Origin of the sequence: Hyphobacterium sp. CCMP332 (assembly GCA_014323545.1) — a bacterium.
Classification (GTDB): domain Bacteria; phylum Bacteroidota; class Bacteroidia; order Cytophagales; family CCMP332; genus CCMP332.
Map to the genome: position 1 here is coordinate 1,485,308 of CP058647.1, position 24,601 is coordinate 1,509,908.

Here is a 24,601-nt window from a genome sequence, read left to right on the forward strand (position 1 = left end):
TTAAGAAATGAATTCTTTTGATTCAAAATTTAATATTGAAAGAGGCCGGAATTCAAATAAACAAAATTTTAGGGCCATTAAAGCTGACCCTTTTTAAAACCATAAGTATTCTGACCAATAAAATCTTTGGGAAATTTATCATCTCCTTTAAATCCAATTTCAATTGTTCCGCTTTCTTCTGGAATATAATTGGTTTTAAAAATGTAATCCCATAGACTCAGACTTATTCCGTAATTCACTCCATAGCGTCCTTCAGGCAATACATAGGCATGATGATACAAATGCATCACAGGATTATTAAAAATGTATTTTAATGGCCCCCAGGTAATTTTAACATTGGAATGATTCAAGTGGCCGATCGTTATGGCCAGGAAATGAACTATATAGGCTTGTTGGGGTTCAAAACCGCCTAATATCATGACTCCAAATGTTTTTAATGGTTTATAAAGTATATTTTCCATCCAATGGTATCTCAAATGTGCAGCAAAACCCATTTCCTTCACACTGTGATGAACCTTGTGAAATTTCCATAAAAATGGATAACGGTGGAGAAGAACATGGGTAAACCATTGAACAAAATCGAGTATTATAAAGAAAATCACCAATTGCAACCAGGCCGGCCAGGCTTCCATATTTATGATAGCCAGACTGGCCATAGTAATATTCGCTTCGGCAAAAGCCAGTTCTAAAATTTTATAAACTCCGCTAATAACAATGGCAAAAACGAAAAAATTGAAAAACATATAAAAGCCATCTAACCAAAAATCTTTGCGAAATATTGCTTGATTCTTCCGCCAGGGAAAGGTCAGTTCAAGACCCCAGGCAAAAAGCGATATAACAATAAGCCCCCAGAAATAATTTGTGTACCAGGGTACTTCAAATATGATTGATTTCCAAGTCCATTCCACGGTTCCTAAAAAGGTATTGTAAAAGGCTTCAAAGTACTTTGACATGGATATTAATTTTTTATAAATCTTGAAAAATATTTGTACTATCGAAATAACTCCACTCTATCCAGGAGCCGTCATAATTTTTGACATTATTATATCCTAACAACTGGGAGAGTACAAAGGTTGTATGCGAGGAGCGAACTCCACTATGACAATACACAATAATTTGCTCCTCTTTATCCAAATTCAATTTTTTAAAAATATGTTCAAGAGAATCGCGCGATTTGAATTTCTTGTTGCCCGAAAAATTTATTGTTTCGGCCCAATTGAGATTTAAACTGTTTGGAATTCTTCCTGCTTTGTAAGCCCCTTTCTTATGCTTTTCACCTGAATATTCAATAGCAGAACGTGTATCCAGGATAATTGATTTTTTTGAAATGGCCACTTTGATCTCTGCATATGAAGCAAAATATTTCTTATTTAATTTCCGTGGCAATGCAAACTCAGACTTTTCAACATTCTTATTTTCCTCTGTCAACTGACCACCTTTGGCCTTCCATTCATTTATTCCTCCATGCAAAAGTTTTACCTGATTAAAATTATAATACTGAAGTACCCACCATAACCTGCTTGCTTCACATAGACCATTATCATCATAAATTATTATAGTATCGCTATTTTTTATCCCGATTTTTCTGAACAGCTTTTCAATCTGTTGGGAATTGGCCATCATGCCTTCGAATGGAAATGAGTCATTCTCTAACTCATATCTTTGGATATTCAAGGCGCCCGGAATGTGATGCTTTTTAAACTCATCAGCCTTTCGCATATCTACAATTTTAAGATTAGAATTTTTAATTGAAAGCAGCAATTCATCAACTTCAATTAAATATTGGCTATTGTACTCCGATAGCTTTGTTCCTGAATTCTCAGTTAGGACTTTGCTTTCTTTTTTGCAAGCAAAACCCACAAATATTAAAAGGACCAAGCTAATTCTCCAATACATACCAGTCCACATCTTTTAAATTTTCTCTTCTCCCTTTCTTTTTTGGTGGGTAATTGTTTACTAAATAGTTGACAATCACTTCCTGGTTCATTCCGAGATCCCATAGATTTTGAGTTTCCTGCATCCATTTTATAGTTGAGTTCCAGCGTTCTCTATTCATTCTGTTTTGAATGATCAATTTTGAAGAATGGCAGCCTGTACAATTATTGACTACTGCCATCAGGCCTTCAGCTTCTACCAATCCTGTTCTTAGATGTATTCCGTTTTCAATTTTATCCGGATCATTTTTGGAATTGACTTCAACCACAACAGTTTCTGATCTGAAAGCACTCAAATTTGGGTCATAAATATAGTAGCCAATCATAGCAGCAAGGACTACCGTCATGGTAAATACAAAAAGAACAACATAAATCGTCCTGTTTAATAAATAAATGAAATCCTTATCCTGAGACATTAAATCACTTTTACTGCTATTCTATGGCAGGCATTATTCAAATATCCTTTTGGGTTCCAGCCTGGTACGAGCATTGGTTGTGATTTTCCAGCTGAATCGGTGGCTTTGGCCCAAATTTCATAATAGCCCTTGCCCCGGAATTGTACATTTGCATTAAAATGTTGCCAGGCAAGACGATTAGCCGGCCTTTCAAGTTGACATTCATTCCAGGTAGATCCGAAATCCACAGAATATTCCATTCGCTTTACTTCCAATTCTCCGGCCCAGGCATGTCCGCGAATTTGAAGTGATTTTTTATTCCTAAGAATAGCACCAGACTTCGGAAAAGTAATCAAAGATTTAACCGGCATAGATTCTATTATGCACATGTTTTCATCAGCCACTTTTTCTCCAGGAGCAACGGGATCACAAGGTAATCGATAAGCATCTCCACCCATTTTTGCACCGTCATGAATTTTGTTTCTTATACTAATTCTGTTGACCCATTTTCCGGATGCAGATGCGGGATAGCCTCCAACTACTAGGCGAATGGGGTAACCGTGAACCATTGGGATGTCTTCATCATTGAGTTGAAAAGCCAAAAGGGTTTCATCCTGTAGGGCTTTGTCTATTGGGCAACCTCTTGAAATTACTTCCTTGTCTTTAGCTTTGCTTAAATGCACATCTGAAGAATGATAACCAATATAAACCGCATCACTTTTGATTCCGACATCATTTAAAACATCTTTTAATCGTATGCCGGTCCATTTAGCACAATGTACTGCTCCTATCGTCCATTGATTCCCTTTTGCCGGAGGGTCAAACTCGCTTCGGCCATTGCCACCACATTCCAGTGTCAATTGATAAGAATGTTGTTGAAATTTACTTTTAAGTTGTTCTAATGTATATGTTTTTTTGCTTGCTGCAGATTCACCATCTATTTTCAGAGTCCAGTCTTTAACATTGTTGATCTCAGGGATCAATCCATTATTTCTGATAAACATTCTTGAATTGGGTGTAACTTTTTCATCCAGCAGGTGAGCCTGTGCTTCCATATTCAAGGGCCTGTCATTGAGAAGCACCATTTCTTTATGCTTATTAAATAATTGAAAAGGATCCGCTTCCTGAAGAGCAAGAGGTATATAACCTTCTGGCATATAGGCTCCGAAGACAATATCCGATGCCAAAAGGGCGGCAAATGAAGTCAAGCTAGCTTTTTTTACAAATTCTCGTCTCTTCAATTCTGGATTGATTTATTCTGCTACTTATAAATCTTCACAAGTTATATCTAAATATAAAGGCCTTATGTTACAAATGTTACTGAATCAAAGAAATGGCTATAGTATTTTTCAAAGTTTTTGGGGAAACTAATACTATAATTATGAATCAGGATTTCGATGCTAAATTTACGGGTTGGGCATTTATTATTGGTGCAATTCTCCTCTGGGGAGGATGGGCACTTTCATCACATCATGTCGGCGAATACTTTGTGGCAGAAGATTTTGCTTCAATTGGTGAAAATGTATGGTATTGGATTTGGATGTACCGCATTCATATTTTCGGTTGGGTCACAATGGGTATTGCCATGTTTGCCTTCACTACATTGGTAACCAAAAAACCCATTCGAGTGGTAATGCTCCCCGGAATTGGAATGGTAGTGGTTGGCACATTTACCCTTGCAATAGCAGCTGCTTTCTATTACAATTACGGTGCCTGGGGAGTTGGTCAGACCATGGGAAAATCACCTGAAGAAATTCAGGCTTTTATGGATGGAATTCTATTTACAAATCAATATGTCACCTGTTTTATGCGGTTTGGAAGAATATTCTCAGGTGTAGGTCTGGTCTTACTGGGAGCGGGTTTTCTAAAGTGGAATATGTTTCCAAAATGGCTGGGGATTTTTACTTCATTACTCGGTCTGGTGGTTATGGGCATAATTCTGTTTATCCCTGATTACTGGGAATTTTACAAACCTTTATTCCACATAAAAGTACTTTGGTTATTGGCAATGGGATTTACATTGTTGATAAAGGGAATTAATTATCAGTCTGTATTTAATAATTCCAGTAAAATAGATCTGACCCAGGTAAATGCGGAAAACCTTATAAATGAAATTGAGGTACTGAATTAAAAACAAAACAAATTGAGGCTTTTCATTTTTGAGATTTCAAAAAATGGGAAATTTTCTTTTCTAAAATTTTGAATCTTTAGTAATTATTCAATTCTTGTTACACAGTTTTTCTTAAATTTCCTCACGAAACTTTCGGAATAATAGATTATAGATTAAAGCCAATCATATGAATAATAGTTTTCAATTCAGCCTTTGCATAATTTTTTGTTTAATCTTTATCGCTTGTGAGAGCGAAAATGATTCTTCTTCAAATCCGGTCAAAAATGAAGATATAAGTGGAGAATACGAGGGAAAAATTAATGTAACTAGTGTGGGTATTGGAACCGTGTTATACAGCTTTGAGAGGGACAGTTCAAATATTTTCATAGGATATTATGAAGGAGTTGAATTTGCAGAGCTTAGTGTTACTGGAAACACTTTTCAAGGGGAGCCCTCCAGTGGAAATACATCTTTTTCATCCCTTTCAGGGCAATTGAGTGAAACCGGCATTTTTTTTTCCGGCTCTGATGCCGATGGTAATATAGTTTTCAGCTTCTCAGGAAATAAAATTGAACCCGGTACACGAAAAACCGCAGATATAGTCATTTCCGGAAATGATTATTTGATAACCGGAGAGTCTTGCTCTGAAGCCCCCTTGGACTATATTACCATACATAATTTTGAAAGGATAGGTGCACCAGAATTGGTTTCATTCCTCTCATTAAGTTTTGAAAGTGAACCGAGTCCCGGCACCTATAATGCGGTCTCCAAATCAACTCCTCCTTCAGCGTCTACCTTTAACGGAGATATTTCCATTCAGGGTAGATTTATTGATATAATTGGCGGATCTGTAGAAGTTTCATCAACAAGTCAGGGCTATGAAATATTGTTGGATAATATTGTTTTCGAACCGGATTCTGTCATCACAGTAGTAATGGAAGGTTCCATCGCCTGTGGTTCTTAAATTTATCGAAATTAAAATGTCTTCGAACTGGCAAACAAATCATTCAATAAGCGATAAAGCCATTTATGTAAATCCAGTTTCTTAATGCATTCCTGATAATTCAATAAGATTCGAATAAGTTTCTGCCTTGACAGGTTTTTCAATTTCCTTTCAAGAATAGCAGCTCCTCTCTTATTTGGTTTTTCAATAGACCAAATCAATTTCCAAGGAACACCTTTTCTGGTTGAGAAATTTCCTTTTTCATTATGTTTGATAAGTCTTTTTCTGACATCGACAGTTATGCCTTTATAAAACATGTCAATTCGTTTTGAATAGAGTACATAGACCCAATGCATGGATAAAAGTTGACAATAATTGTAACATTCTTTTGTGCTATTGTGTGAATATGGTCTTCACATGTATGTGCAATTATTTTTCGTATGTAAGATTTCGAGTAGGGTCAGCTTGCTATGAAAAGAGAGTATGTAGTGGATTGAAACAAAAATACCCTGACGAAGCAAGCTTGTCAGGGTACTCTTCAGAAGAGCTCTGCTCTTCTTCATTGTAGCGGGGACAGGACTCGAACCTGTGACCTTCGGGTTATGAGCCCGACGAGCTACCAACTGCTCCACCCCGCGATGTGAATGCAAAGGTATATAGAATTAACATGCTTTTCCAAGATTGATGAGGCTTTATTTTTGATTTGATTCAATATTCCTCAATCAAAAACCTAGAAAACGCAATAATTGAGGTATTTTTGCAAAAAATTTCGAATTGTCAGAACATAAAGCAGGATTTGTAAATATTATCGGAAAACCCAACGCGGGGAAATCCACTCTTATGAATCATTTCCTCGGAGAAAAAATTTCTATCATCACTCCAAAGGCACAAACCACTCGCCATAGAATAATGGGAATTCTCAATTCTGATGATTTTCAAATCGTCTATTCGGATACCCCGGGTATTATTGATCCGGCCTACCAGCTTCAAAAAAACATGATGAAGTTTGTGGAGTCTTCGCTTGAAGATGCAGATATCGTATTATTTCTTGTGGATATCCGTGACGAACCGAAGACCTATAATTTCCTGCATAAAATTAAAAGATTGGAAATGCCAGTTTATCTGCTTCTGAATAAAATTGATTTAGTGGATTCTGAAAAACTTAAAGTCCAAAAGGAAATATGGGAAAAAGAGGTAGAGGCAAATGCATATTTTGAGATTTCTGCTAAACAAGGGATCAACACCGATTCTCTCCTGCAAAAAATTAAGAATGAATTACCGGAGCATCCTCCGTATTTTCCAAAAGATGAGTTTACCGATAAACCCGAACGTTTTTTTGTGTCTGAAATAATAAGGGAAAAAATATTCAAACTCTATAAAAAGGAAATTCCTTATTCATGTGAGGTAATTGTAGATGAATTTATCAATGAGGCTAAAATTTTACATCTCAGCGTCTCAATTTTAGTTGAAAGAACATCGCAGAGAATTATTATGATCGGAAAAGGCGGATCCATGCTAAAAAAAGTAGGAATAGAATCGCGAAAAGATCTTGAAGCTTTTTTTGGCAAACAGGTGTTTCTACAGACCTATGTGAAAGTGGAAAAAGACTGGAGAAAAAATAAAAGTAAACTGGAAAGATTGGGTTATAATTAATTATGGGAAATATTGTGGCCATTGTTGGCCGGCCCAATGTGGGCAAATCAACTTTATATAATAGACTTGTCGGCGAAAGAGATGCCATTATGGATGATCAAAGTGGTGTCACTCGCGACAATCACTACGGCCGTGCTGAGTGGCAAGGCAATTTCTTTTCCGTAATAGATACAGGTGGTTATGTCAAAGGCTCGGAAGACGTATTTGAAGAGGCGATTAGAGATAAGGTAGAAGTTGCAATAGAGGAGGCCTCCGTGATACTGTTTATGGTTGATGTAAAAACGGGAGTCACAGGATTGGATCAGGATTTTGCCAATGTCCTGAGAAAAAGTGAAAAACCTGTCATCGTTGTTGCCAATAAAACCGACATGCACGATAAAATCTATCTGGCAGCCGAATTTCACAGTCTGGGTTTCAAAGAAATATTCCCGGTTTCCTCCGAAAATGGATTGGGCACGGGTGATCTGCTTGAAGAGATTGTAAAACATTTTGATACAGAAGGTGTGGAAGATCCATATGCTCACCTGCCTAAAATTGCCATTCTGGGTCGTCCCAATGCGGGTAAATCTTCTTTATTGAATTTTCTTACCGGCTCTGAAAGAAGTATCGTTACAGATATCCCGGGAACTACCAGAGATGCGGTGTTTACACATTATAATGCCTATGGAAAAGAATTCATTCTCACCGACACCGCCGGGCTTAGGAGAAAGTCAAGATTAAAAGACAATATTGAATTCTACAGTAATCTCCGTACAATTAAAGCCATGGAAGATGCGGACGTATGTATTGTCATGATCGATGCAGGCAGGGGTTTCGAGTCTCAGGATATGAATATTGTCGCTTTGGCGCAAAGTCATAAAAAAGGCGTTGTGATTTTAGTCAACAAATGGGACCTGATTAAGAAAGAGACCAATACGGCCAGAGATTGGGAAAGAGAAATTCGAGATCGTCTGTCCGGAATGTCTCACATTCCGATTGTATTTACCTCAATTACAGAAAAAGTGAGGATTATGAAAGCAATTGAAATTGCAATTCAGGTTTATGAAGACAGAGCTAGTAAAATTTCAACTTCAAAGCTCAACGAAAAACTACTTCCTGAAATTGAAAGAAATCCACCTCCCTCTTATCGCGATAAACACATAAAAATTAAATATATAACACAATTAAGTTCAAAAACTCCTGCTTTTGCACTTTTTTGTAATTTTCCAAATCACATTAAAGATCCTTATAAACGCTTTATAGAGAACAAATTACGCCATCATTTTGGACTTAATGGTGTGCCCGTTAGTCTCATATTCAAAAAAAAATAGATATTTGTTCAAATAGAACAATGGAATTACATAATTTTACTTTTTAAAAATTACTCTGTTATGAAAAATTTACTATCCTTACTAATTATCGCTGGAATGTTATTCTTCTCAGCTTGTGCAGGTGGAGGTTCATCTGAAGGTGAAGCTGAAACTACAGAAGTTGAAGAAACTACTATGGAAGAAGGAACTGAAGAAACTATGGAAGAAGCTCCTATGGAGGAAGAAACTATGGAATCAGATTCTACTGAAATGGATGACATGGAAGGTGAAGAAGAAGAAATGGAAGAAGAAACAATGGAATAATCTTCAATTCATTTAAAAAATAACCGCGCCGGATGCATTATTGTGGAAAGCGTGGTTTTTTTATGCACTTACCTCAAGAACTAGAAAGTTATATTCCTCAAAACGCTTTTGAAATCATAAAAGCGTATTGGGAAAAGTATCCCTTCCAACTAAGACTGAGCAATCATAGACAATCCAAGAGTGGAGATTACAGATATTTACCTCAAAGCAAAGAACATCTTATTAGTGTCAATAAAAGTCTTAACGAATACCAGTTTCTCTTTACACTTGTCCATGAAATAGCCCATCAATGGGTGAGGGTTTCATACAAAAGAAGACAGAGTCCTCATGGCAAAGCCTGGAAGGAAATGTTCAAACAACTTCTTGAACCCTTTGTGCTAATGAATGTATTTCCTGAAAGTATACACAAAGAGGTTATTAGACATATGAAAAATCCAAAGGCAAGCACTTCAGCCGATGTCAACTTATACAATGCCATGCAGGATGACGGAAATGTGGTATTCTTAAAAGATATTGGGGAAGGCTGTGAATTTAAAATCGGTAAAAAATGGTATACAAAAGGGCCGAAACGAAGAACGCGTTATCTGTGCTATTCCATTCCGGATAAGCGTAAATACACCATTTCCTCGATTGCTGCGATTGACTTAAGCGACACCCAACCTTCTTGAAATATCAGATTCAACTTTTTCAAAGAGTTGGTTTGGATGCATGGTTCGCCAATTGTCAATCTCTAAATTGCCTCCAAAATTGATGAAGGTGTCAATACCGTAATTGCTCCATTCCTGATAGACGAAATCCCTAAAGTTAATGGCAGCAATCCAGCCTTCATCTACTTCATCAAACCATTCTTCATAATAGCAGTCATCCGATCCATGAAAATTGAAAACGTTTTCACCAATTAGAATAAAATGACTGATTTCCATGCGCAGTAAATGGTCAATGATATTTCGTTTTAATTGCATAATATCATTTTCTATAGCATCATTCCATTCTCCGATAAATTCAATTATTGCATAATTTTTTTCATAATCAATAAAGAGGATTTTAATATAAAGAGTATCTGATCCGATATAATCCCAGGCAGGATCAATGTAATAACCATAGATAGTATCTGAATAAAGGTCGTAATTGTACTCCTTCCCATTAAATGGTGATAATGGGTCAAAGGAGGAGTCGTATAGCGACAACCATCTATAGTGGGGTTCTATATTATGCATTGTACTTTTCTAAAACCCTTCTGACAGAACCGCTTTCTGCCAATAATTTTTCCGCTTCTGTTTCCTGCACGTTTAATGCATTCATAATCATCTTTTTCCCTCTTTCCAATAGCTTGTTGTTGGCCAATTGCATATCGATCATTTTATTCCCTTTTATTCTACCCAAACCTATCATGGCTCCTGTGCTTATCATATTCAGAACCATTTTCTGAGCCGTGCCCGATTTCATTCGTGTAGAACCTGTCACTACTTCCGGGCCTACCGGTATTTCGATTGGAAAGTCAGAATAAAGTGAAACTTCTGATCCCGGATTACATGTAATGCAGGCAGTACAAATGCCATTTGCCTGAGCTTCCTTGAGGCCACCCAAAACATAAGGCGTTTTCCCTGAAGCCGCGATTCCAATCAAAACATCAAGGCTGGAGATTTTATATACTGAAAGGTCTTTCCAGGCCTGAGAGGTGTCGTCTTCCGCAAATTCTACCGCTTTTCGAATCGCAGAATCTCCACCGGCAATCAGACCTATTACCATATCATCGCTTACTCCAAAGGTTGGTGGGCATTCGGAAGCGTCGAGAATTCCCAGTCTTCCGCTTGTTCCTGCACCGATATAAAACAGCCTTCCACCGGATTTCATTTTTGGGATAAGAACCTTTAAAAGTGATTCAATTTCCGGTAAAATCTTTTCAACCTCATGGGCAACCTTTTTATCTTCCGTATTGATCATTGAGATAATCTCAAGAGGAGATTTATTTTCAAGGTCATCGTAATAAGAATCTTTTTCTGTAAGGCTCATAGTAAAAAAATTAGGGCTAAAAATATATTTTTAGTCCCATTGCTAATTTCTGTATTAATCAGCGAAAGGCATAAAATCAATTAAAATTAATTTTTAAGGCTAAAAGATTGATGCAATTGCAATAAGTCCTTCAATATGCTTTTGTTTCCGGAATTATCAATAACATAATCAGTGTATTTCTCCATATCTTCTTCGCTCATCTGTTTATCAATTATGGAACGAACGGTTTCCTTACTTCTCTGGGGATCCCTTTCCAGTACTCTCTGAATTCTGAGTGTTTCGGGAGCTTTTACAAGGATAATTTTATCCAATTGTTTGTATGAACCCGAATCAATCAGTAAGGCGGCCTCTTTAATTATATAATTTCCCGATTGTTTTTTAATCCAGGTTTCAAAATCGAGACCTACCCGAGGATGAACAAGCCCGTTGATCAATTTCGTCTTTTCGGGATTGGAAAATACCACAGATCCCAAATAAACACGATTTAATTCTCCATCGAAAGAATAGGATTGCTCTCCAAAATTTTCAATTATCTGAGATTTTAAGACAGAATCATTGCACATTAGCCATTTAGCTCTGGAATCTGCATCGTAAATACCTGTTCCCAATGTGGCAAATACCCTGGAGATGGTCGATTTGCCCGAACCTATTCCACCGGTGATCCCAATTTTTAGCATTATTGAAGGGATATTATTACAGAATCCTGTGAAAGCACCGTTTCCTCCAACAGTTCCGGAATATTTTTTAACTCCAGCTTAATGCTTGAATCCCGGCTGTTCAATTTATTGTAATCTGCTATCACTATGAAGCTATCTAACATAATGGCCTCAAAATTTTGCTCGCTTACCTTGAAACGAAAGTCAATGCTTTCCGGAATAATTTTATAGTCACCCTTCGGAAAATTTATCCCTTCAATAGAAATAATCATTTGCTTATCGATGATTCTCTCCACCTTGAAATAAACATTCACCGTTTCCCTGGTCAAACTCACAAGAGGGTTTGAAATAAAATCAAGTTCTATTTGCTCATCAAAATCTTCAGCAATTTCCCGATCGGGAAGACTAATTTTAAAATTATCTCTTAAGTTTTCTAAAATTGATTTAGGTCCGGTCAGACTAACCGAATCGGGAACAATTATTATACTGTCTTTTAATCTGTGGCCCTCCGCAAATTTCAAACTCGACTCGTCAACACTCAAGGAAAGCTTTTTTTCTATTTTTCTGTCAAAATCTAGATATAGAGAATCATTTATAAACTTATTGAGTTTTACCTGTCCAAGTTTTTCGGAAATTGAATTTCTGTAATTATTGAGGCTCAAGGAATTATTTTCGTAGTTATCCGGGATTAGGGTCATAGGTTCCAAACCAAATCCAAATGACCAGGTCAACAAATCCCAACCAAAGCCGCTTACTTCAATTTTAGTAGAATTAGGCAAATCGTTTACAGGAATGAAATTTTCATCATCGTAAACAATATTTAAGGGAAAATTAATTACTGTAGTATAGGATTTATTTAGTGAATTAAAGACCCAAAAAACCGTAGCCGTAAAAAAACAGAGAGCAAAAATGCGCCATACGCTTTTGCTCTCTTTTTTAAATGGCTTTAAAAACCAATCTCCAAAGTCCTTAAACCTAGTGGACTCCGCCATTATTTTCCTTCAGTGATTCTTTTACTTGCATCCAATGAAAGGGCTGTTTTATCCACTTTTAATTTAGTATTGGTCCCAACATCAAGAATTACTTCATGATCAAGAACTTCAAATACTTTACCATGGATGCCTCCCACGGTTACAACGCTTGATCCTTTGCGAATTTCCTCCTGAAATTTTTTAGCGTCTTTTTGCTTTTTTTGCTGTGGTCTGATCATAAAAAAATAAAAGACCAATATTATTCCGCCAAAAAACAGGAATTGTATTAATCCGGAGTTTCCTCCTCCGGAACTTTGCAAAAATATAAATAGGTTTTGTGACATTATGATGGCTGTTCAGCGCTTGGTTTTGGTGATTTAACCATACCCTTGATCAAAACTTCGGTTTGACTTGGTTGAGTATTGGCCGTAACTGTTACTACTTTATTTTGAACTCCTGATTTCCCTTTTGAATCAAAACGCACTTTTATTTTTCCTTCAGCTCCCGGTTCAATGGGATCTTTAGGCCAATCGGGGACAGTACATCCGCATGAGGCTTTGGCATTAGAAATAATAAGGGGTGCCTCGCCTGTATTGGTAAAAGCAAAAACATGCTCTACAACTTCACCGGATTCGATTTCTCCGAAATTGAATTCTTTTTCATTAAAGGTAATTACTGCTACTTCCACTTCAGATGGATCCACATTTTCATCTGCAGTTTCAGGGACAGCAATCAATCTGTTGGCTGAAATTGAACCATCAGTATTTTGTGTATCATCACAGGCATAAAAAAACAATGCCAGTGCAGAAAACAATATTGCACTTAACTTTCTCATTTCTATTAATTTATTTATGATTCTTTGGTTTTTATTTGATTAATCAGTTGATCGACATCAGCCAAAAGTTTTTCAGCCTTGTTTTTGGCATCTGATACCACTTTAGCCGATCTGTCTTTGGCTTCCGACTTACCAATATTTAATTCTTCCTTTCCCAATTCATCGATTGTTTTACGGAGTTTTTCTCTGTAAGAATCCAACTGATACGTTAATTTTTTTCTCGTATTCTCACCTTTATCCGGTGCGAACAATATACCCAGTGCGGTACCTAAGCCGGCACCTACCAGAAATGCAAAAAATCCACTACCTCTTGCCATAATTTTTTAATTAATTGTTATCGATTAATCCTCTTCCGGATTTTTTAATTTTTTTACTTTTAAGCCATTCCTGCTTGACCTTATCCAAAATGCCATTTACAAAAGTTTTGCTTTTTGGCGTACTGTATTGTTTTGACAAATCAATGAATTCATTGATTGTTACTTTAACAGGAATACTGGGAAAGTGTTCCAATTCACACATCGCGAGTTTAAGGATGATTTTATCCATCAAACTGACTCGCTCAGATTCCCAGTTTTTTGCCTTTGATGCTATCAATTCCTCATATTCCGCATCATTTTCAATTGTCAAATTAAATAATTTCTCATAAAAGGATTTATCATCCTCCCAGTTTTTAGCTAATGGTGCAAAGGGAAATTTATCACTTTTTTCATCAATTGACTTAAGTGTAAACTTCAGCATGCTTTTAACAATGCTTTTATTCTGAAACCATGAAATATCAATAGATTCAAATTGTGCTATTGATGCAGGATGGTTAAGAACAATTTCATTGAGCACCGTTCTGGCAATTTCTATTTCATCTTCAAAACGCAAGTCTTTTGAATTGCGTTCGATATATTTTTTGTATTCCTTATTTTTCTTCAGGCCTTCTTTGAAAAGACTTTCTATAAAATCCTGATCATCACCCCAATTTATTTTTCTTTTTTCACAGGCTTTTTGAAAGTCTTTGTCCGACCTAATCAGCTCAACGATCTTATTGTTGTAAAATTTTAAGGTCTCTTCATCCGGTTTTGGAGCCATCGGACGATTTTTTACCGTTTCTATGGCTTCAATATTTACCATATCAGAAAGCTTTACCAAAAGTAAAAGTGCTTTTAGATATAGGTCAAAAATGCTTTCAGCATGATTTGTAAGCTGTTTTCTATATGAATTGATATCTTTTTTTGTCTGCTCTTCATAAAAATGCCTGGCCTCGTACAAAGCTTCGGTCATGTCTTTATCGGAAGCCTCAAAATCATTTCTTTTAAATAACTCGGCTGCTTCCTTTTCCTTTTTTTTCAATTCTCCTTTATCCTGTTCTTCAAGAGAGTTTAAATCAGGGGCATAATGCAGCCTGATTCTATCAAGAGCCATTTGATGATTCGCTTTTCTACTTGAATAAAAGCCATAAGCGAGTTGTAAGGCTTTGGAACGTAAAATTCGCCTGTTAAGCATATGCAAATAAACGAAAAGGAGAGCTTATTTTTTCTTCCTTAAAAAGTTAGCTTGATTTTACCGACTTCTTCAATCCGCTTCTTGGCGATTGCCAGTGCCGCTTTTTGAGTATTGATACCTTCATCTTCTGATTTCTTCAAAATTGATAGCGTGGTATCATAAATATTTTCTGCTTTTTCAAAGGTGCTTGCCTTGCTAAATCCCATCAGTTCGGCATAAACATTCATAAGCCCCCCTGCATTGATTAAAAAATCCGGAGCATAAATTATCCCTTTTTCCAAACACATATCGCCATGTCTTTCTTCAATCGCCAATTGATTATTTGCTGCCCCGGCTACTATCTGACATTTGAGTTTGGCAATGGTATCGTCGTTAAGGGTGGCTCCCAATGCACAAGGTGCGTAAATATCCATTTCCTGATCGAAAATTGATTCCGGGTCTACTACTATGAGGTTGTGATATTTTTTGGTGACTTCTTCAATCTTTTCATCAAAAATATCTGAGATCATTACTGTTGCCCCGTCTTTTATTAAATGGTCGATCAAATAACTGCCCACGTGGCCGGCACCCTGTACCAATACTTTTTTTCCTTCGAGGCTATCTTTGCCATAGGCTTTTTTTGCACTGGCTTTCATGCCCATGTACACACCGTATGCCGTTACTGGTGATGGATCACCCGCACCGCCAAGGTTTTCGGAAAGACCTGTAACATGTTCGGTTTCCATACCAATGTATTCCATGTCTTTCTCTCCCATTCCTACATCTTCCGCCGTTATGTATTTTCCTCCCAGGCTATCTACAAACTTTCCAAATCTTCGAAGCAGCGCTTCGTTTTTCATGGTTTTGGAATCTCCTATGATCACGGCCTTACCACCGCCAAGATTAAGTCCGGAAATTGCCGCTTTAAATGTCATCCCTCTTGATAATCGAAGCACATCTACTATGGCATCGTTATCGTTTTTATAAACCCACATTCTGGTGCCACCGAGTGCCGGGCCGAGTACGGTATTGTGAATTCCGATAATTGCTTTTAATCCTGTATGTGGGTCATTACAAAAAACCAATTGCTCGTGTTCGTATTGTGTAATAGAATTAAAAACAGAGAATTCATCTTTTGATGCCGTTATTGTATCTGACATAGGAATATTCTTAATGTTAATCGTAATTTGAATTTTTTAATTTGCCGCTGCAAAATTACCGTATTGAGATTAAATTAAAAATTAAGCAGGCAAATGAACAATCTATTATTTTAAAAGGTTAAGAAGAATTGAAAGCACTTCAATATCTCAACAAATATCTATATAAATACAGGCTTAGGCTTATCCTGGGGGTAATATTTGTCATTATTTCAAATATACTACAGATAATTCCGGCTTCCCTGGTTCGGCATGCCCTGGATTTAATGAGCGAAAGCTATGATTTGCTTCAATATTATAAAGACACCGATGTCCGCGATATAATTGAAGACAGCTTTATTTCAAGTGCATTGCTTTACGGCCTCATCATACTTCTGATGGTAGTTTTGAGAGGGATTTTCCTCTTTTTTACCAGGCAAACTATCATTGTCGTATCCCGATTAATTGAGTTCGACCTAAAAAATGAAATCTACTGGCATTATCAAACACTCCCCCTCGCCTTTTATAGAAGAAATAATACCGGTGATCTGATGTCGCGTATTTCCGAAGATGTCAGTAAAGTGAGAATGTATCTCGGGCCTGCAATAATGTACGGCTTAAATTTGATCGTTCTTTTTATGATCTGTATTCCGGTTATGTTCAGTATCAATTCAAGATTGAGCTTGTATGTGCTTGCCCCTTTACCGGTGCTGTCTATCAGTATTTACTTTGTCAATAACCTTATCAATAAAAAATCGGAAATGATTCAACAGAAACTTTCCGACCTCTCCACTTATGTCCAGGAGGCTTTTTCCGGAATTCGAGTTTTAAAGTCATTTGTTAGGGAAAAAGACTCAGTCAATAATTTTACCAGAGAAAGCAATGACTATAAAACACGTTCTCTCGATCTCGCTTTTGTAAATGCTTTGTTCTTTCCACTGATCATGGCTTTGATTGGCTTGAGTACCATCTTTACTATTTATATTGGTGGATTGGAGGTGGCAAGAGGAAGCATTACGGTAGGCAATATCGGAGAATTTGTAATGTACGTCAATTACCTTGTTTGGCCGGTAACTTCATTGGGTTGGATCAGTTCAATCATTCAAAGAGCAGATGCATCTCAAAGAAGAATTAATCAATTCCTCGAAACGAAAACAGATATTATTTCGGGAGATGATGATTCCAAAAAAATTGAGGGGGAAATTGAATTTAACAATGTTAGTTTCACCTACCCTGATTCCGGAATTCGGGCTCTAAAAAACATCAGCTTTAAAGCTAAATCGGGTGAAACGATTGCCATAGTCGGCCATACAGGCTCTGGAAAATCAACCATCGCCAACTTGCTTACCCGCATGTACGACCCCATTGATGGAGAGGTAAAAATTGACGATACCGATATCAAAAAACTGGATCTTACACATCTCCGCAATCAAATGGGTTATGTGCCTCAGGATGTGTTTTTATTTAGCGACAGCATTTCAAAAAATATTGCATTTGGATCGGTCAATGAAAAACCGGAGCTGATAGAAGAAGCAGCCAGAGATGCCGATCTGTTTGATAATATTAAGGATTTCCCTCAAGGATTTGATACGCGATTAGGTGAAAGAGGAATTACCCTTTCAGGAGGGCAAAAACAAAGAACTTCGATTGCGAGGGCATTAATTCGAAAACCGAAAATATTGATTCTGGATGATTGTCTTTCTGCCGTAGACACAAAAACTGAAAATGCCATTCTGGAAAGTTTAAGTAAGGTTTCTCACAATATCACTACGCTCATCATTTCTCATCGTGTGTCTTCAGTAAAATTGGCAGATAAAATTCTGGTACTCGACGATGGCCAAATCATTGAGGAAGGAAGCCACGAAGAACTTATGCAAAACGATGGCCCTTACAAGGATTTATATAATAAACAGCTGGAAGGAGAAGAAGTAGAATAAAAAACCCTCTTATAAAAGAGGGCTCTTTACAACCTTACCATAGATATTAGCAATTAATTTTATGAGTTTGTAATCATCCTTTTGAATTACACGATGATACAAAAGTACAACAGTGGAATTTCGTAATTTTTATCGCTTATTAACAAAACTTTTTCATGTAATGAAACTATTGATTTCTTATATTTTTCAAATACCTACACAACTTTCTGCCGATCAAATTATTTAAAACATTGCATTGATTTTTCACAACCTTTGATAATGAAATACCTGTTAAGTATATTTTTCATTTGCTTTTTATCGGGAGTCCGGGCTTAATACTAGAATTTGATTTCGGATTGCCTTTCGGTCAATATTCTTTAATTTTTTTGAACCAAAACAAATAAGAACATTATTATTTTTAAAAGAATAAAGCCCCGAAAATTCGAGGCCTTATCGCTTTAATTATTTCAACCACTTATCCAGCCATGAGAAAAATTCTCTGTGCCAGACCAGTCCGTTTTGTGGTTTGAGAACCCAGTGACCTTCATCAGGAAAATATAAAAATTTGCTTGGAATTCCTTTGAGTTGAGCCACCTGAAAAGCTTCCATTCCCTGATTCAGCGGAACCCTGAAATCCAGAGCACCGTGAATAACCATTATAGGCGTATTCCAGTTTTCTACATATCTATGAGGTGAATGTTTTTTGTACTCTTCTTTGAACTCATCCTGCCAGTAGGGGCCGCCGATGTCCCAATTGGCAAAAAACATTTCCTCAGTACTAGCATACCATGATTCCAAATTGAACAATCCACAATGTGAAATGAAGGTTTTAAAGCGATCTTCGTGAATCCCTGCCAGATAATATACAGAATAACCACCGTAGCTGGCTCCTATTGCTCCCAATCTGTTTTCATCGACATAATCTTCTTTTGCCACATCGTCAATAGCTGCAAGGTAGTCTTTCATGGCCTGTCCGCCCCAGTCTCCACTGATTTGCTCGTTCCACTCCGTACCGAATGAAGGCAGACCTCTCCGGTTGGGGGCTACGATTATATAATCATTGGCAGCCATTAATTGAAAATTCCATCGAAATGAGAAAAACTGACTGACAGGACTTTGAGGTCCCCCCTGGCAGTACAATAAGGCCGGGTATTTCTTTTTGGGGTCAAAATCAGGCGGATAAATCACCCAGGTCAACATGTCTTTTCCATCGCTGGTTTTAACAAAGCGTTTTTCAACTTTCCCCATTTTTATACGCTCATATATATCCATATTGGCCATGGTCAGTGCCTTGTCTTTTCCGGATTTTATCTCAGCCTGATAAACCTCACTCGCCATAGACATCGTTTGCTTAATCCCCACAAGATTTTTTCCTGCGAGAGCCAGACTTCTGTAATTGTGATCCCCATTGGTGATTTGACGAATGGCTTCTTTTGAAATCTCGCTTTTGCCTAAACTGGCTGGTACCTGCAATTCAAAATATTGATAGGTTGCATTTATAGGAGCTAAAAAATAGATTGTTTTGCCATCATCAGACCATATGAAATCATCGACCGTTTCATCCATTTTCTTAGTCAAAGCCACCTTATTGCCCGTCGAAACGTCCATGGTATAAACCACATTCTGGTCGGACTCGTAACCGTCTCTTGCCATCGACAACCAGGCCAGTTTTTTACCGTCTTTTGAAAATTTTGGGCTCTTATCATAACCCATCATTCCTTCAGTTAGGTTTTTAGTTTTAGCTGAGGCGAGATTGTATTGATACAAATCGCTATTGGTACTTACGGCCCAATCTTTACCGATTAATTTTTTACTCACGTAAACGATATTCTTACCATCCGGTGACCAGGTGATTTCTTCCGCTCCACCAAAAGGTGGCATCGGAGTATCCCATTTTTCTCCCGGCATTATATCAACCATGCTGGAATTCGAAATACTATCCGAATAAGGGGCAAAATGAACATGAGAAAAATACTCATCCTGCCAAACAGTCCAGTGTCTGTACATCAGATTATCAAAAATCATGGCTTCCGATCTGGGTACATCCGGGTACTTTTCAACCAGTGTCTTGCCGAGTTTGACTTCCTTGGAAAAGGAAATATGTTTTAAATCCGGGGCATAGGCAAAGTTCGAAACGGCTGCGTCAAAAAATGTAATTTGCTTTTCAGAACTCCCATCTGGATTTGCTTCAAACACCACTCCAGACTTTATAAAGCCTATTTTTTTACCGTCAGGGCGCCAGATGGCATTGGAAATACTGACATCGCCTCCATCGATTATTTTGGATCTGGATCCTGAGGTAAAATCGTATATGTAAATCACTGTTTTGCCTTTGTCTGCCGCGAGGTCATAAGATCTGGAACTGTAAATCATTGATTTCTGATCCGGAGAAACTTCCACACCATAGACCCTGTCCATTTCCCAAAGTAATTCGGGATTTAGCCTGTCCTGTGCAAAAGCAAAATGAGTAATTAATAGAAATAAAATTATCGATTGAAGTTTTCTCATAACATTTTAGGGTTAAACACTTTGAAAATTGAGCTATTCAATAATTGACAAAAGTAAGAGTTGTTTTAAATTATAACATGATTTAGCCCGGAAGGTGAACGTTTCTGTCGATTTATTGTTTAAGATATCGCTAAACAGTACTTTTGATTTGATGAATAAGGCAATTCGGCATGTAATCTCCATTTTTTTCTGCGGCCTAATAATGGTTGCACAAGGTGGATTTTTTCAATTGCATGAGCATTCCTTGGAAGTTTTAAGTCATCAATGCAGTCACGATGGCGAGCACGATCAGAGCTATAGTGAACATTGTAGCATTTGTGAAATTCATGCTACTTTTCAATTCGATATAAATTTACCCTTAACATTTGAAGTACTTCTGTTCGTAAATGACATATACGCTTTTGACCATGTTCAAGAATTATCCGAATCTTATTTTCAACTAAACAACCGCGGCCCCCCTACCATTTCTTAAACCGCTTTAGTTCCGGCCTTTTTAAAGGCGATTTTTCAATTTATTCCATTTTGTTATGCTTAGACATAAGGCTTTTTTGGCCTTGATGTTATTGTATTCTCATTGGCTGTATGCACAGACTTTGACATTGGAAGGGCTGGTTCAGTCCTCGGATGGCGAAGCTCTGCCCGGTGCTTTACTTCATCTTCACGAACCCGATATCAATATCGCAAGTGATAATGCAGGACGTTTCAGTTTTAATAACTTAAAACCGGGCTATTATCATTTGCATGTCAATTTCATCGGTTTCCAAGAGCAGATTCTGGATATAGACCTCAATGAAAGTTTATATCTCAAAATAGAGCTTAAGGAAGCCTATAAAGAACTTGACGAGGTAGTAGTGGAATCCAGCTTTATGAATAGTGATGTTGCTGATGCCTCACAGAGTATTCAGAATGTGAATAAGGAGCGTTTAATCAAATCCGGTGGTGGCTCATTTGTTAATTCTTTGGAAGAAATTCCGGGCATTTCGGCGATTAATACGGGCGTAGGTATTGCCAAACCTGTAATAAGAGGAATGAGTTTCAACCGTGTATTGGTCAATGACAACGGAATAAAGCAGGAGGGCCAACAATGGGGTTCGGATCACGGGCTGGAAATCGATCAATTTAATGTTGGAAGAGTGGAAATTGTTAAAGGGCCTGCCACCTTAATGTATGGCTCAGATGCATTGGGTGGAGCTATCAACATTTTACCCAATAGAATACCCGCTTCAGGAGAAGTAACCGGTGAAATAAGAGGTTTGTACCGAAGCAATAATGCGGCTTATGGAACATCATTTATGGTAGAAGGAGCCAAAAATTCGATTTATGCAAGAGCTCGTTTTTCAACATTGGATTTTGCGGATTATAGAGTGCCGGCATCAGAATTTGTTTACAATACCTACCGTCTTAATATCGAAAATGAAAGACTGAAAAACACGGCGGGTAGAGAAAGAAATTCTGCCTTGACTCTTGGTTTGAGAAAATCCTGGGGTTCTGCAAATATTACTTATACCCGTTTTGATCAGAAAGCAGGCTTATTTGCCGGTGCGGTCGGTATTCCCAGAGCCTATGATCTTAATGATGATGGTGATATCAGAAATATAGATTTGCCGCGGCAACAAACGGTCCATGATAAGATTGTTTTGAATTCATTGGTGAAATTGGGCAATAACTGGCTTGAAACACAAATGGGATATCAAAACAACCATCGGGAGGAACGTACACTTCCTCATGCCCATGGCGTAGGACCAGTTCCCGAAGGTAATCTTGCTTTAAATCTGAATCTGCAAACTTTCACATTTAATTCCAGACTGCGCAGAAGGGTGAATGGAAAAACAAAAGACGTTTATGGCATTTCGGCTCAATATCAGCTAAATAAAGAGTCGGGTTATGAGCATTTGTTATCACCATTCACAGCGCTTCAAACCGGAATTTATGCAATGCGTCAATACGAGCTTTCTCCATCATTTATTTTAAGTGGTGGTTTAAGATTAGACTATGGAGAAATAAAAATAGAAGAGTTCTTTTCTCCTGTTTGGATCAACGCTGAGAGTGTAGATTATTACAGCCAGAGAAATCCTGAAATTGACAAATCCTTTTTTAACTATTCTGCATCAGCCGGTTTCTCCTGGTTTCCGGATCCCGATTTGAATCTGAAAGTTAATCTTGGGAGAAGCTTCAGAATTCCAACGGCTGCGGAATTATCGATCAATGGTGTTCATCACGGAACTTTTCGACATGAACTAGGCAATAAGGATCTGAATTCAGAAATAGGCTATCAGGCTGATTTGGGAATTGTTTACAATAAAAAAACCATACAGTTTTCTTTTAGTCCTTATCTGAATTATTTCAGAGATTATATCTATCTCAGTCCGACCAGTAGTTTTGGCTACACCGATCAGACCGGGAATTTGGTATTACTTCCCGAGGCCGGACAGACTTTTCAATATAAACAGAATAACGCGCTTATTACTGGATTTGAAGTTCTGGCCGACTATCATTTCGTAAGTCATTGGCATGTGGAACTCGGTACTGAATATGTATACAAATACAATTTAGATACAGAAATTCCATTGCCTTTTACGCCACCACCTTCCATTCATCTGGGTATGGATTACGATTGGAAATGGCAAAAAACAAGCTTTTCAATCGGTGGAAATGTGAAGAATTACTTTGATCAAAACAATGTGGACAGAAATGAAATGCCAACACCCGGATTTCAGCTATTTGGACTTTCGGCCAACATCAATCGAAAGATTGGCAAAAATTCGATTAGTCTTTATACGCAGGTACGCAATCTTTTTGACAGAAAATATTTTAATCACCTGAGCAGGTACAGATTACTTAATCTGCCTGAACAGGGAAGAGACATAATTATAAACTTATTATACAATTTTTAAATAGAACAAAAATGAAACATTTAATAAAATCAATATTAATTGCAGTAATGACTGTATTTTTAATTACAGCATGCGGTGATGATGATTCAGAACCACAGGATACATCAAAACCTATAATCTCGGATGTACATGTAGAAAATCATGATCCCGGAGGTAAAATTGGATCAGGTGATGATGAAAAAGTCATGGCAGGTGAAGAAGGCGAAGTGCATTTTCAGCTGATGGACAACAGAGAACTGGGGAGCTGGAAAATTGATATCCACGATGCTTTTGATGGCCATGGGCATGGAAAAGTATTCGCAAATTATTCAATAATTCTCTCCGGAAATACTGGTGGAACAATGCAGGAAATTGAAGTTGATTTGGGAGAAATTCCTTCTGAGGCTACTGCGGGTGAGTATCACTGTATCATCAATGCCACAGATGCCGCGGGTAATAGTGCCGATTTTGCTGAAGTGATTTTTATATTGTCAAATGGTACAGAACCACAATTGGAGCTAATTAGTCCTGATCTGGCAAATACAGAGCATATGGATAAAGGAATGACTTTTACTATGGAAGGTACACTTACCGATGATACTGGAATTAAAAGTTTTGAGATTTACATGGAAGAGGAAGGGCACGACGACCACGACCATGGAAAAACAGGCGAAGAAGCCATTTTATTGTTTGATAAAGATGATTTTGGAGACAATGTCCTTTCATTTGATCTTGCAGAAGCCGGTCAATTGACAATTCCTGCTGACATGGAAGACGGTAATTATTATATCAAATTTGTTTCAGGTGATTCCGATGGCAATACGATGATTGAGAAATTTGAGATTCACATTGAATAATAAGTGATTCTAGCGAGACAAAATGGATTAAGGCCTCTTTTAACAAAAGGGGCTTTTTTTTGGTCAATTTACTATTTCTTCCTTTTTGAATCTTTCAAAGCTTTATCAATGATAAATTCAATCTGACCATTGGTGCTTCGAAATTCATCGGCGGCCCATTTTTCAAGCGCTTTGAAGGTTTCGGGGTCCAGCCTTAATACAAATGCTTTCTTCTTGGCCATTTTATGCCTCCATTAATTTTTGCATTTCTATTTCCAGTTCATTTGGTTTTGTCGAACTGAGAAATAAAGTCTTGCCATTTTTCATTTTGAGTTCTAGCCCCATATTGCCTCGTGTAATCATGGCTTTTTTCTTTTGAAATAAACGCCTTCGATATCCCCAGCCACCTGCATAAAAAATTGGATTAATTTTTCGCACCGACCAGTTCACAACATCTGAAGGATTCACCTCCTGCCATTTTAGATTGAAAGGAAACATTTTGTATCTGATTTTGCCTTCGCGAATTTCGAATTCCAACTTTACATTTAACATAACTACAAAAACAAGGATAAGAATAAACCACATTATTATTTGAATATAATAGGGCAATTCAGTGTTAAAATCATCATTTACAGACATATAATAATAGCCGGCAATAGAGGGTACAAAACCAAAAAGTATAAAAATCCAGATAAATCCCTGACCAAGTTTACTCTCTTCCTTATAAAATGCCTGCATA

General features: G+C 37.4%; 26 protein-coding genes, 1 tRNA gene and 1 pseudogene. 10 read left to right on the plus strand and 18 right to left on the minus strand.

Translation table 11 applies throughout. The features are described from left to right. Positions 1–77: 77 nt before the first annotated feature. From HZR84_06520 to HZR84_06535, 4 genes are read right to left on the minus strand one after another with little or no spacing between them, the layout of a single operon-like run. A complete protein-coding gene (locus HZR84_06520; protein ID QNL21603.1) occupies positions 78–953 on the minus strand; it encodes a sterol desaturase family protein in 876 nt (291 codons plus the stop codon). 13 nt (positions 954–966) lie between these two features. Beyond that, on the minus strand, positions 967–1,896 hold the full coding sequence (locus HZR84_06525; GenBank protein QNL21604.1) for a sulfurtransferase: 930 nt from the start codon (positions 1,894–1,896) through the stop codon (positions 967–969). Next, entirely contained in the window at positions 1,880–2,350 is a 471-nt protein-coding gene (locus HZR84_06530) for a monoheme cytochrome C (GenBank protein QNL21605.1), read from the minus strand. The genes HZR84_06525 and HZR84_06530 overlap by 17 nt, the downstream gene beginning before the upstream one ends. After that, positions 2,350–3,570: a sulfite oxidase gene (locus HZR84_06535; GenBank protein QNL21606.1), complete on the minus strand. Its 1,221-nt coding sequence runs from the start codon at positions 3,568–3,570 to the stop codon at positions 2,350–2,352. Before HZR84_06535 ends, HZR84_06530 begins: the two co-directional genes overlap by 1 nt. 140 nt (positions 3,571–3,710) lie before the next feature. Here HZR84_06535 and HZR84_06540 point away from each other — a divergent pair. Further along, a pseudogene (locus HZR84_06540) lies at positions 3,711–4,370 on the plus strand (hypothetical protein). Positions 4,371–4,626: 256 nt separating this feature from the next. Continuing rightward, the gene (locus tag HZR84_06545; GenBank protein ID QNL21607.1) at positions 4,627–5,403 is read left to right on the plus strand and encodes a hypothetical protein; all 777 of its coding nucleotides are present in this window, start codon (positions 4,627–4,629) and stop codon (positions 5,401–5,403) included. Between the two features lie 11 nt (positions 5,404–5,414). Here HZR84_06545 and HZR84_06550 read toward each other — a convergent pair whose 3' ends face one another. Both HZR84_06550 and HZR84_06555 read right to left on the minus strand, forming a co-directional pair. After that, on the minus strand, positions 5,415–5,738 hold the full coding sequence (locus HZR84_06550) for a GIY-YIG nuclease family protein (GenBank protein ID QNL21608.1): 324 nt from the start codon (positions 5,736–5,738) through the stop codon (positions 5,415–5,417). Positions 5,739–5,947: 209 nt separating this feature from the next. After that, positions 5,948–6,020, minus strand: a tRNA-Met gene (locus tag HZR84_06555). 136 nt (positions 6,021–6,156) lie between these two features. Between HZR84_06555 and era the strand changes: the two genes are divergently transcribed. The 4 genes from era (at position 6,157) to HZR84_06575 (ending at position 9,316) form a co-directional block, all read left to right on the plus strand. Further along, a complete protein-coding gene (gene era, locus HZR84_06560) occupies positions 6,157–7,035 on the plus strand; it encodes a GTPase Era (protein QNL21609.1) in 879 nt (292 codons plus the stop codon). A gap of 2 nt (positions 7,036–7,037) precedes the next feature. After that, positions 7,038–8,345, plus strand: coding sequence for a ribosome biogenesis GTPase Der (gene der / locus HZR84_06565; GenBank protein ID QNL21610.1), 1,308 nt, complete (start codon positions 7,038–7,040; stop codon positions 8,343–8,345). A gap of 60 nt (positions 8,346–8,405) precedes the next feature. Beyond that, positions 8,406–8,648 carry a hypothetical protein gene (locus HZR84_06570; GenBank protein ID QNL21611.1) on the plus strand — a complete coding sequence of 81 codons (243 nt, stop codon included), beginning with the start codon at positions 8,406–8,408 and terminating at the stop codon, positions 8,646–8,648. 62 nt (positions 8,649–8,710) lie between these two features. Next, entirely contained in the window at positions 8,711–9,316 is a 606-nt protein-coding gene (locus HZR84_06575; protein QNL21612.1) for a SprT-like domain-containing protein, read from the plus strand. Here HZR84_06575 and HZR84_06580 read toward each other — a convergent pair. The 9 genes from HZR84_06580 to HZR84_06620 form a co-directional block, all read right to left on the minus strand. Beyond that, positions 9,293–9,865 carry a hypothetical protein gene (locus HZR84_06580; GenBank protein QNL21613.1) on the minus strand — a complete coding sequence of 191 codons (573 nt, stop codon included), beginning with the start codon at positions 9,863–9,865 and terminating at the stop codon, positions 9,293–9,295. The genes HZR84_06575 and HZR84_06580 overlap by 24 nt on opposite strands. Beyond that, complete coding sequence (gene murQ / locus HZR84_06585; GenBank protein ID QNL21614.1) at positions 9,858–10,661, minus strand: N-acetylmuramic acid 6-phosphate etherase; 804 nt, start codon at positions 10,659–10,661, stop codon at positions 9,858–9,860. Before murQ ends, HZR84_06580 begins: the two co-directional genes overlap by 8 nt. A gap of 86 nt (positions 10,662–10,747) precedes the next feature. Further along, entirely contained in the window at positions 10,748–11,338 is a 591-nt protein-coding gene (locus HZR84_06590) for a dephospho-CoA kinase (protein QNL21615.1), read from the minus strand. Then, complete coding sequence (locus tag HZR84_06595) at positions 11,338–12,309, minus strand: hypothetical protein (protein QNL21616.1); 972 nt, start codon at positions 12,307–12,309, stop codon at positions 11,338–11,340. The genes HZR84_06590 and HZR84_06595 overlap by 1 nt, the downstream gene beginning before the upstream one ends. Next, positions 12,309–12,632: a preprotein translocase subunit YajC gene (gene yajC / locus HZR84_06600; protein QNL21617.1), complete on the minus strand. Its 324-nt coding sequence runs from the start codon at positions 12,630–12,632 to the stop codon at positions 12,309–12,311. Before yajC ends, HZR84_06595 begins: the two co-directional genes overlap by 1 nt. Next, positions 12,632–13,123, minus strand: a complete 492-nt coding sequence (locus HZR84_06605) for a DUF1573 domain-containing protein (GenBank protein QNL21618.1) — start codon at positions 13,121–13,123, stop codon at positions 12,632–12,634. Before HZR84_06605 ends, yajC begins: the two co-directional genes overlap by 1 nt. A 14-nt stretch (positions 13,124–13,137) precedes the next feature. Further along, positions 13,138–13,440 (minus strand): YtxH domain-containing protein, encoded by a 303-nt coding sequence (locus HZR84_06610; GenBank protein QNL21619.1) that lies wholly within the window; start codon positions 13,438–13,440, stop codon positions 13,138–13,140. A gap of 10 nt (positions 13,441–13,450) precedes the next feature. Next, a complete protein-coding gene (nusB, locus tag HZR84_06615; GenBank protein ID QNL21620.1) occupies positions 13,451–14,614 on the minus strand; it encodes a transcription antitermination factor NusB in 1,164 nt (387 codons plus the stop codon). Between the two features lie 38 nt (positions 14,615–14,652). Further along, positions 14,653–15,753: a Glu/Leu/Phe/Val dehydrogenase gene (locus HZR84_06620; protein ID QNL21621.1), complete on the minus strand. Its 1,101-nt coding sequence runs from the start codon at positions 15,751–15,753 to the stop codon at positions 14,653–14,655. 128 nt (positions 15,754–15,881) lie between these two features. On the opposite strand from HZR84_06620, the gene HZR84_06625 reads away from it, so the two are divergent. Further along, positions 15,882–17,666, plus strand: coding sequence for an ABC transporter ATP-binding protein (locus HZR84_06625; GenBank protein ID QNL21622.1), 1,785 nt, complete (start codon positions 15,882–15,884; stop codon positions 17,664–17,666). Positions 17,667–18,107: 441 nt separating this feature from the next. On the opposite strand, the gene HZR84_06630 is transcribed toward HZR84_06625, so the two are convergent. Continuing rightward, the gene (locus HZR84_06630; protein ID QNL21623.1) at positions 18,108–20,153 is read right to left on the minus strand and encodes a S9 family peptidase; all 2,046 of its coding nucleotides are present in this window, start codon (positions 20,151–20,153) and stop codon (positions 18,108–18,110) included. Between the two features lie 202 nt (positions 20,154–20,355). Between HZR84_06630 and HZR84_06635 the strand changes: the two genes are divergently transcribed. The 3 genes from HZR84_06635 to HZR84_06645 are packed head-to-tail and all read left to right on the plus strand — an operon-like array spanning position 20,356 to position 23,883. Beyond that, positions 20,356–20,625, plus strand: a complete 270-nt coding sequence (locus tag HZR84_06635; GenBank protein ID QNL21624.1) for a hypothetical protein — start codon at positions 20,356–20,358, stop codon at positions 20,623–20,625. A gap of 55 nt (positions 20,626–20,680) precedes the next feature. Then, positions 20,681–23,047, plus strand: coding sequence for a TonB-dependent receptor (locus HZR84_06640; GenBank protein ID QNL21625.1), 2,367 nt, complete (start codon positions 20,681–20,683; stop codon positions 23,045–23,047). A gap of 11 nt (positions 23,048–23,058) precedes the next feature. Next, positions 23,059–23,883, plus strand: a complete 825-nt coding sequence (locus HZR84_06645; GenBank protein QNL21626.1) for a DUF4625 domain-containing protein — start codon at positions 23,059–23,061, stop codon at positions 23,881–23,883. Between the two features lie 71 nt (positions 23,884–23,954). Here the strand turns inward: HZR84_06645 and HZR84_06650 are convergent, their stop codons facing one another. Together HZR84_06650 and HZR84_06655 are read right to left on the minus strand one after the other, a co-directional pair. Then, a complete protein-coding gene (locus tag HZR84_06650; protein ID QNL21627.1) occupies positions 23,955–24,104 on the minus strand; it encodes an Arc family DNA binding domain-containing protein in 150 nt (49 codons plus the stop codon). Position 24,105: 1 nt separating this feature from the next. Continuing rightward, entirely contained in the window at positions 24,106–24,600 is a 495-nt protein-coding gene (locus tag HZR84_06655; GenBank protein ID QNL21628.1) for a hypothetical protein, read from the minus strand. Position 24,601 lies beyond the last annotated feature (1 nt).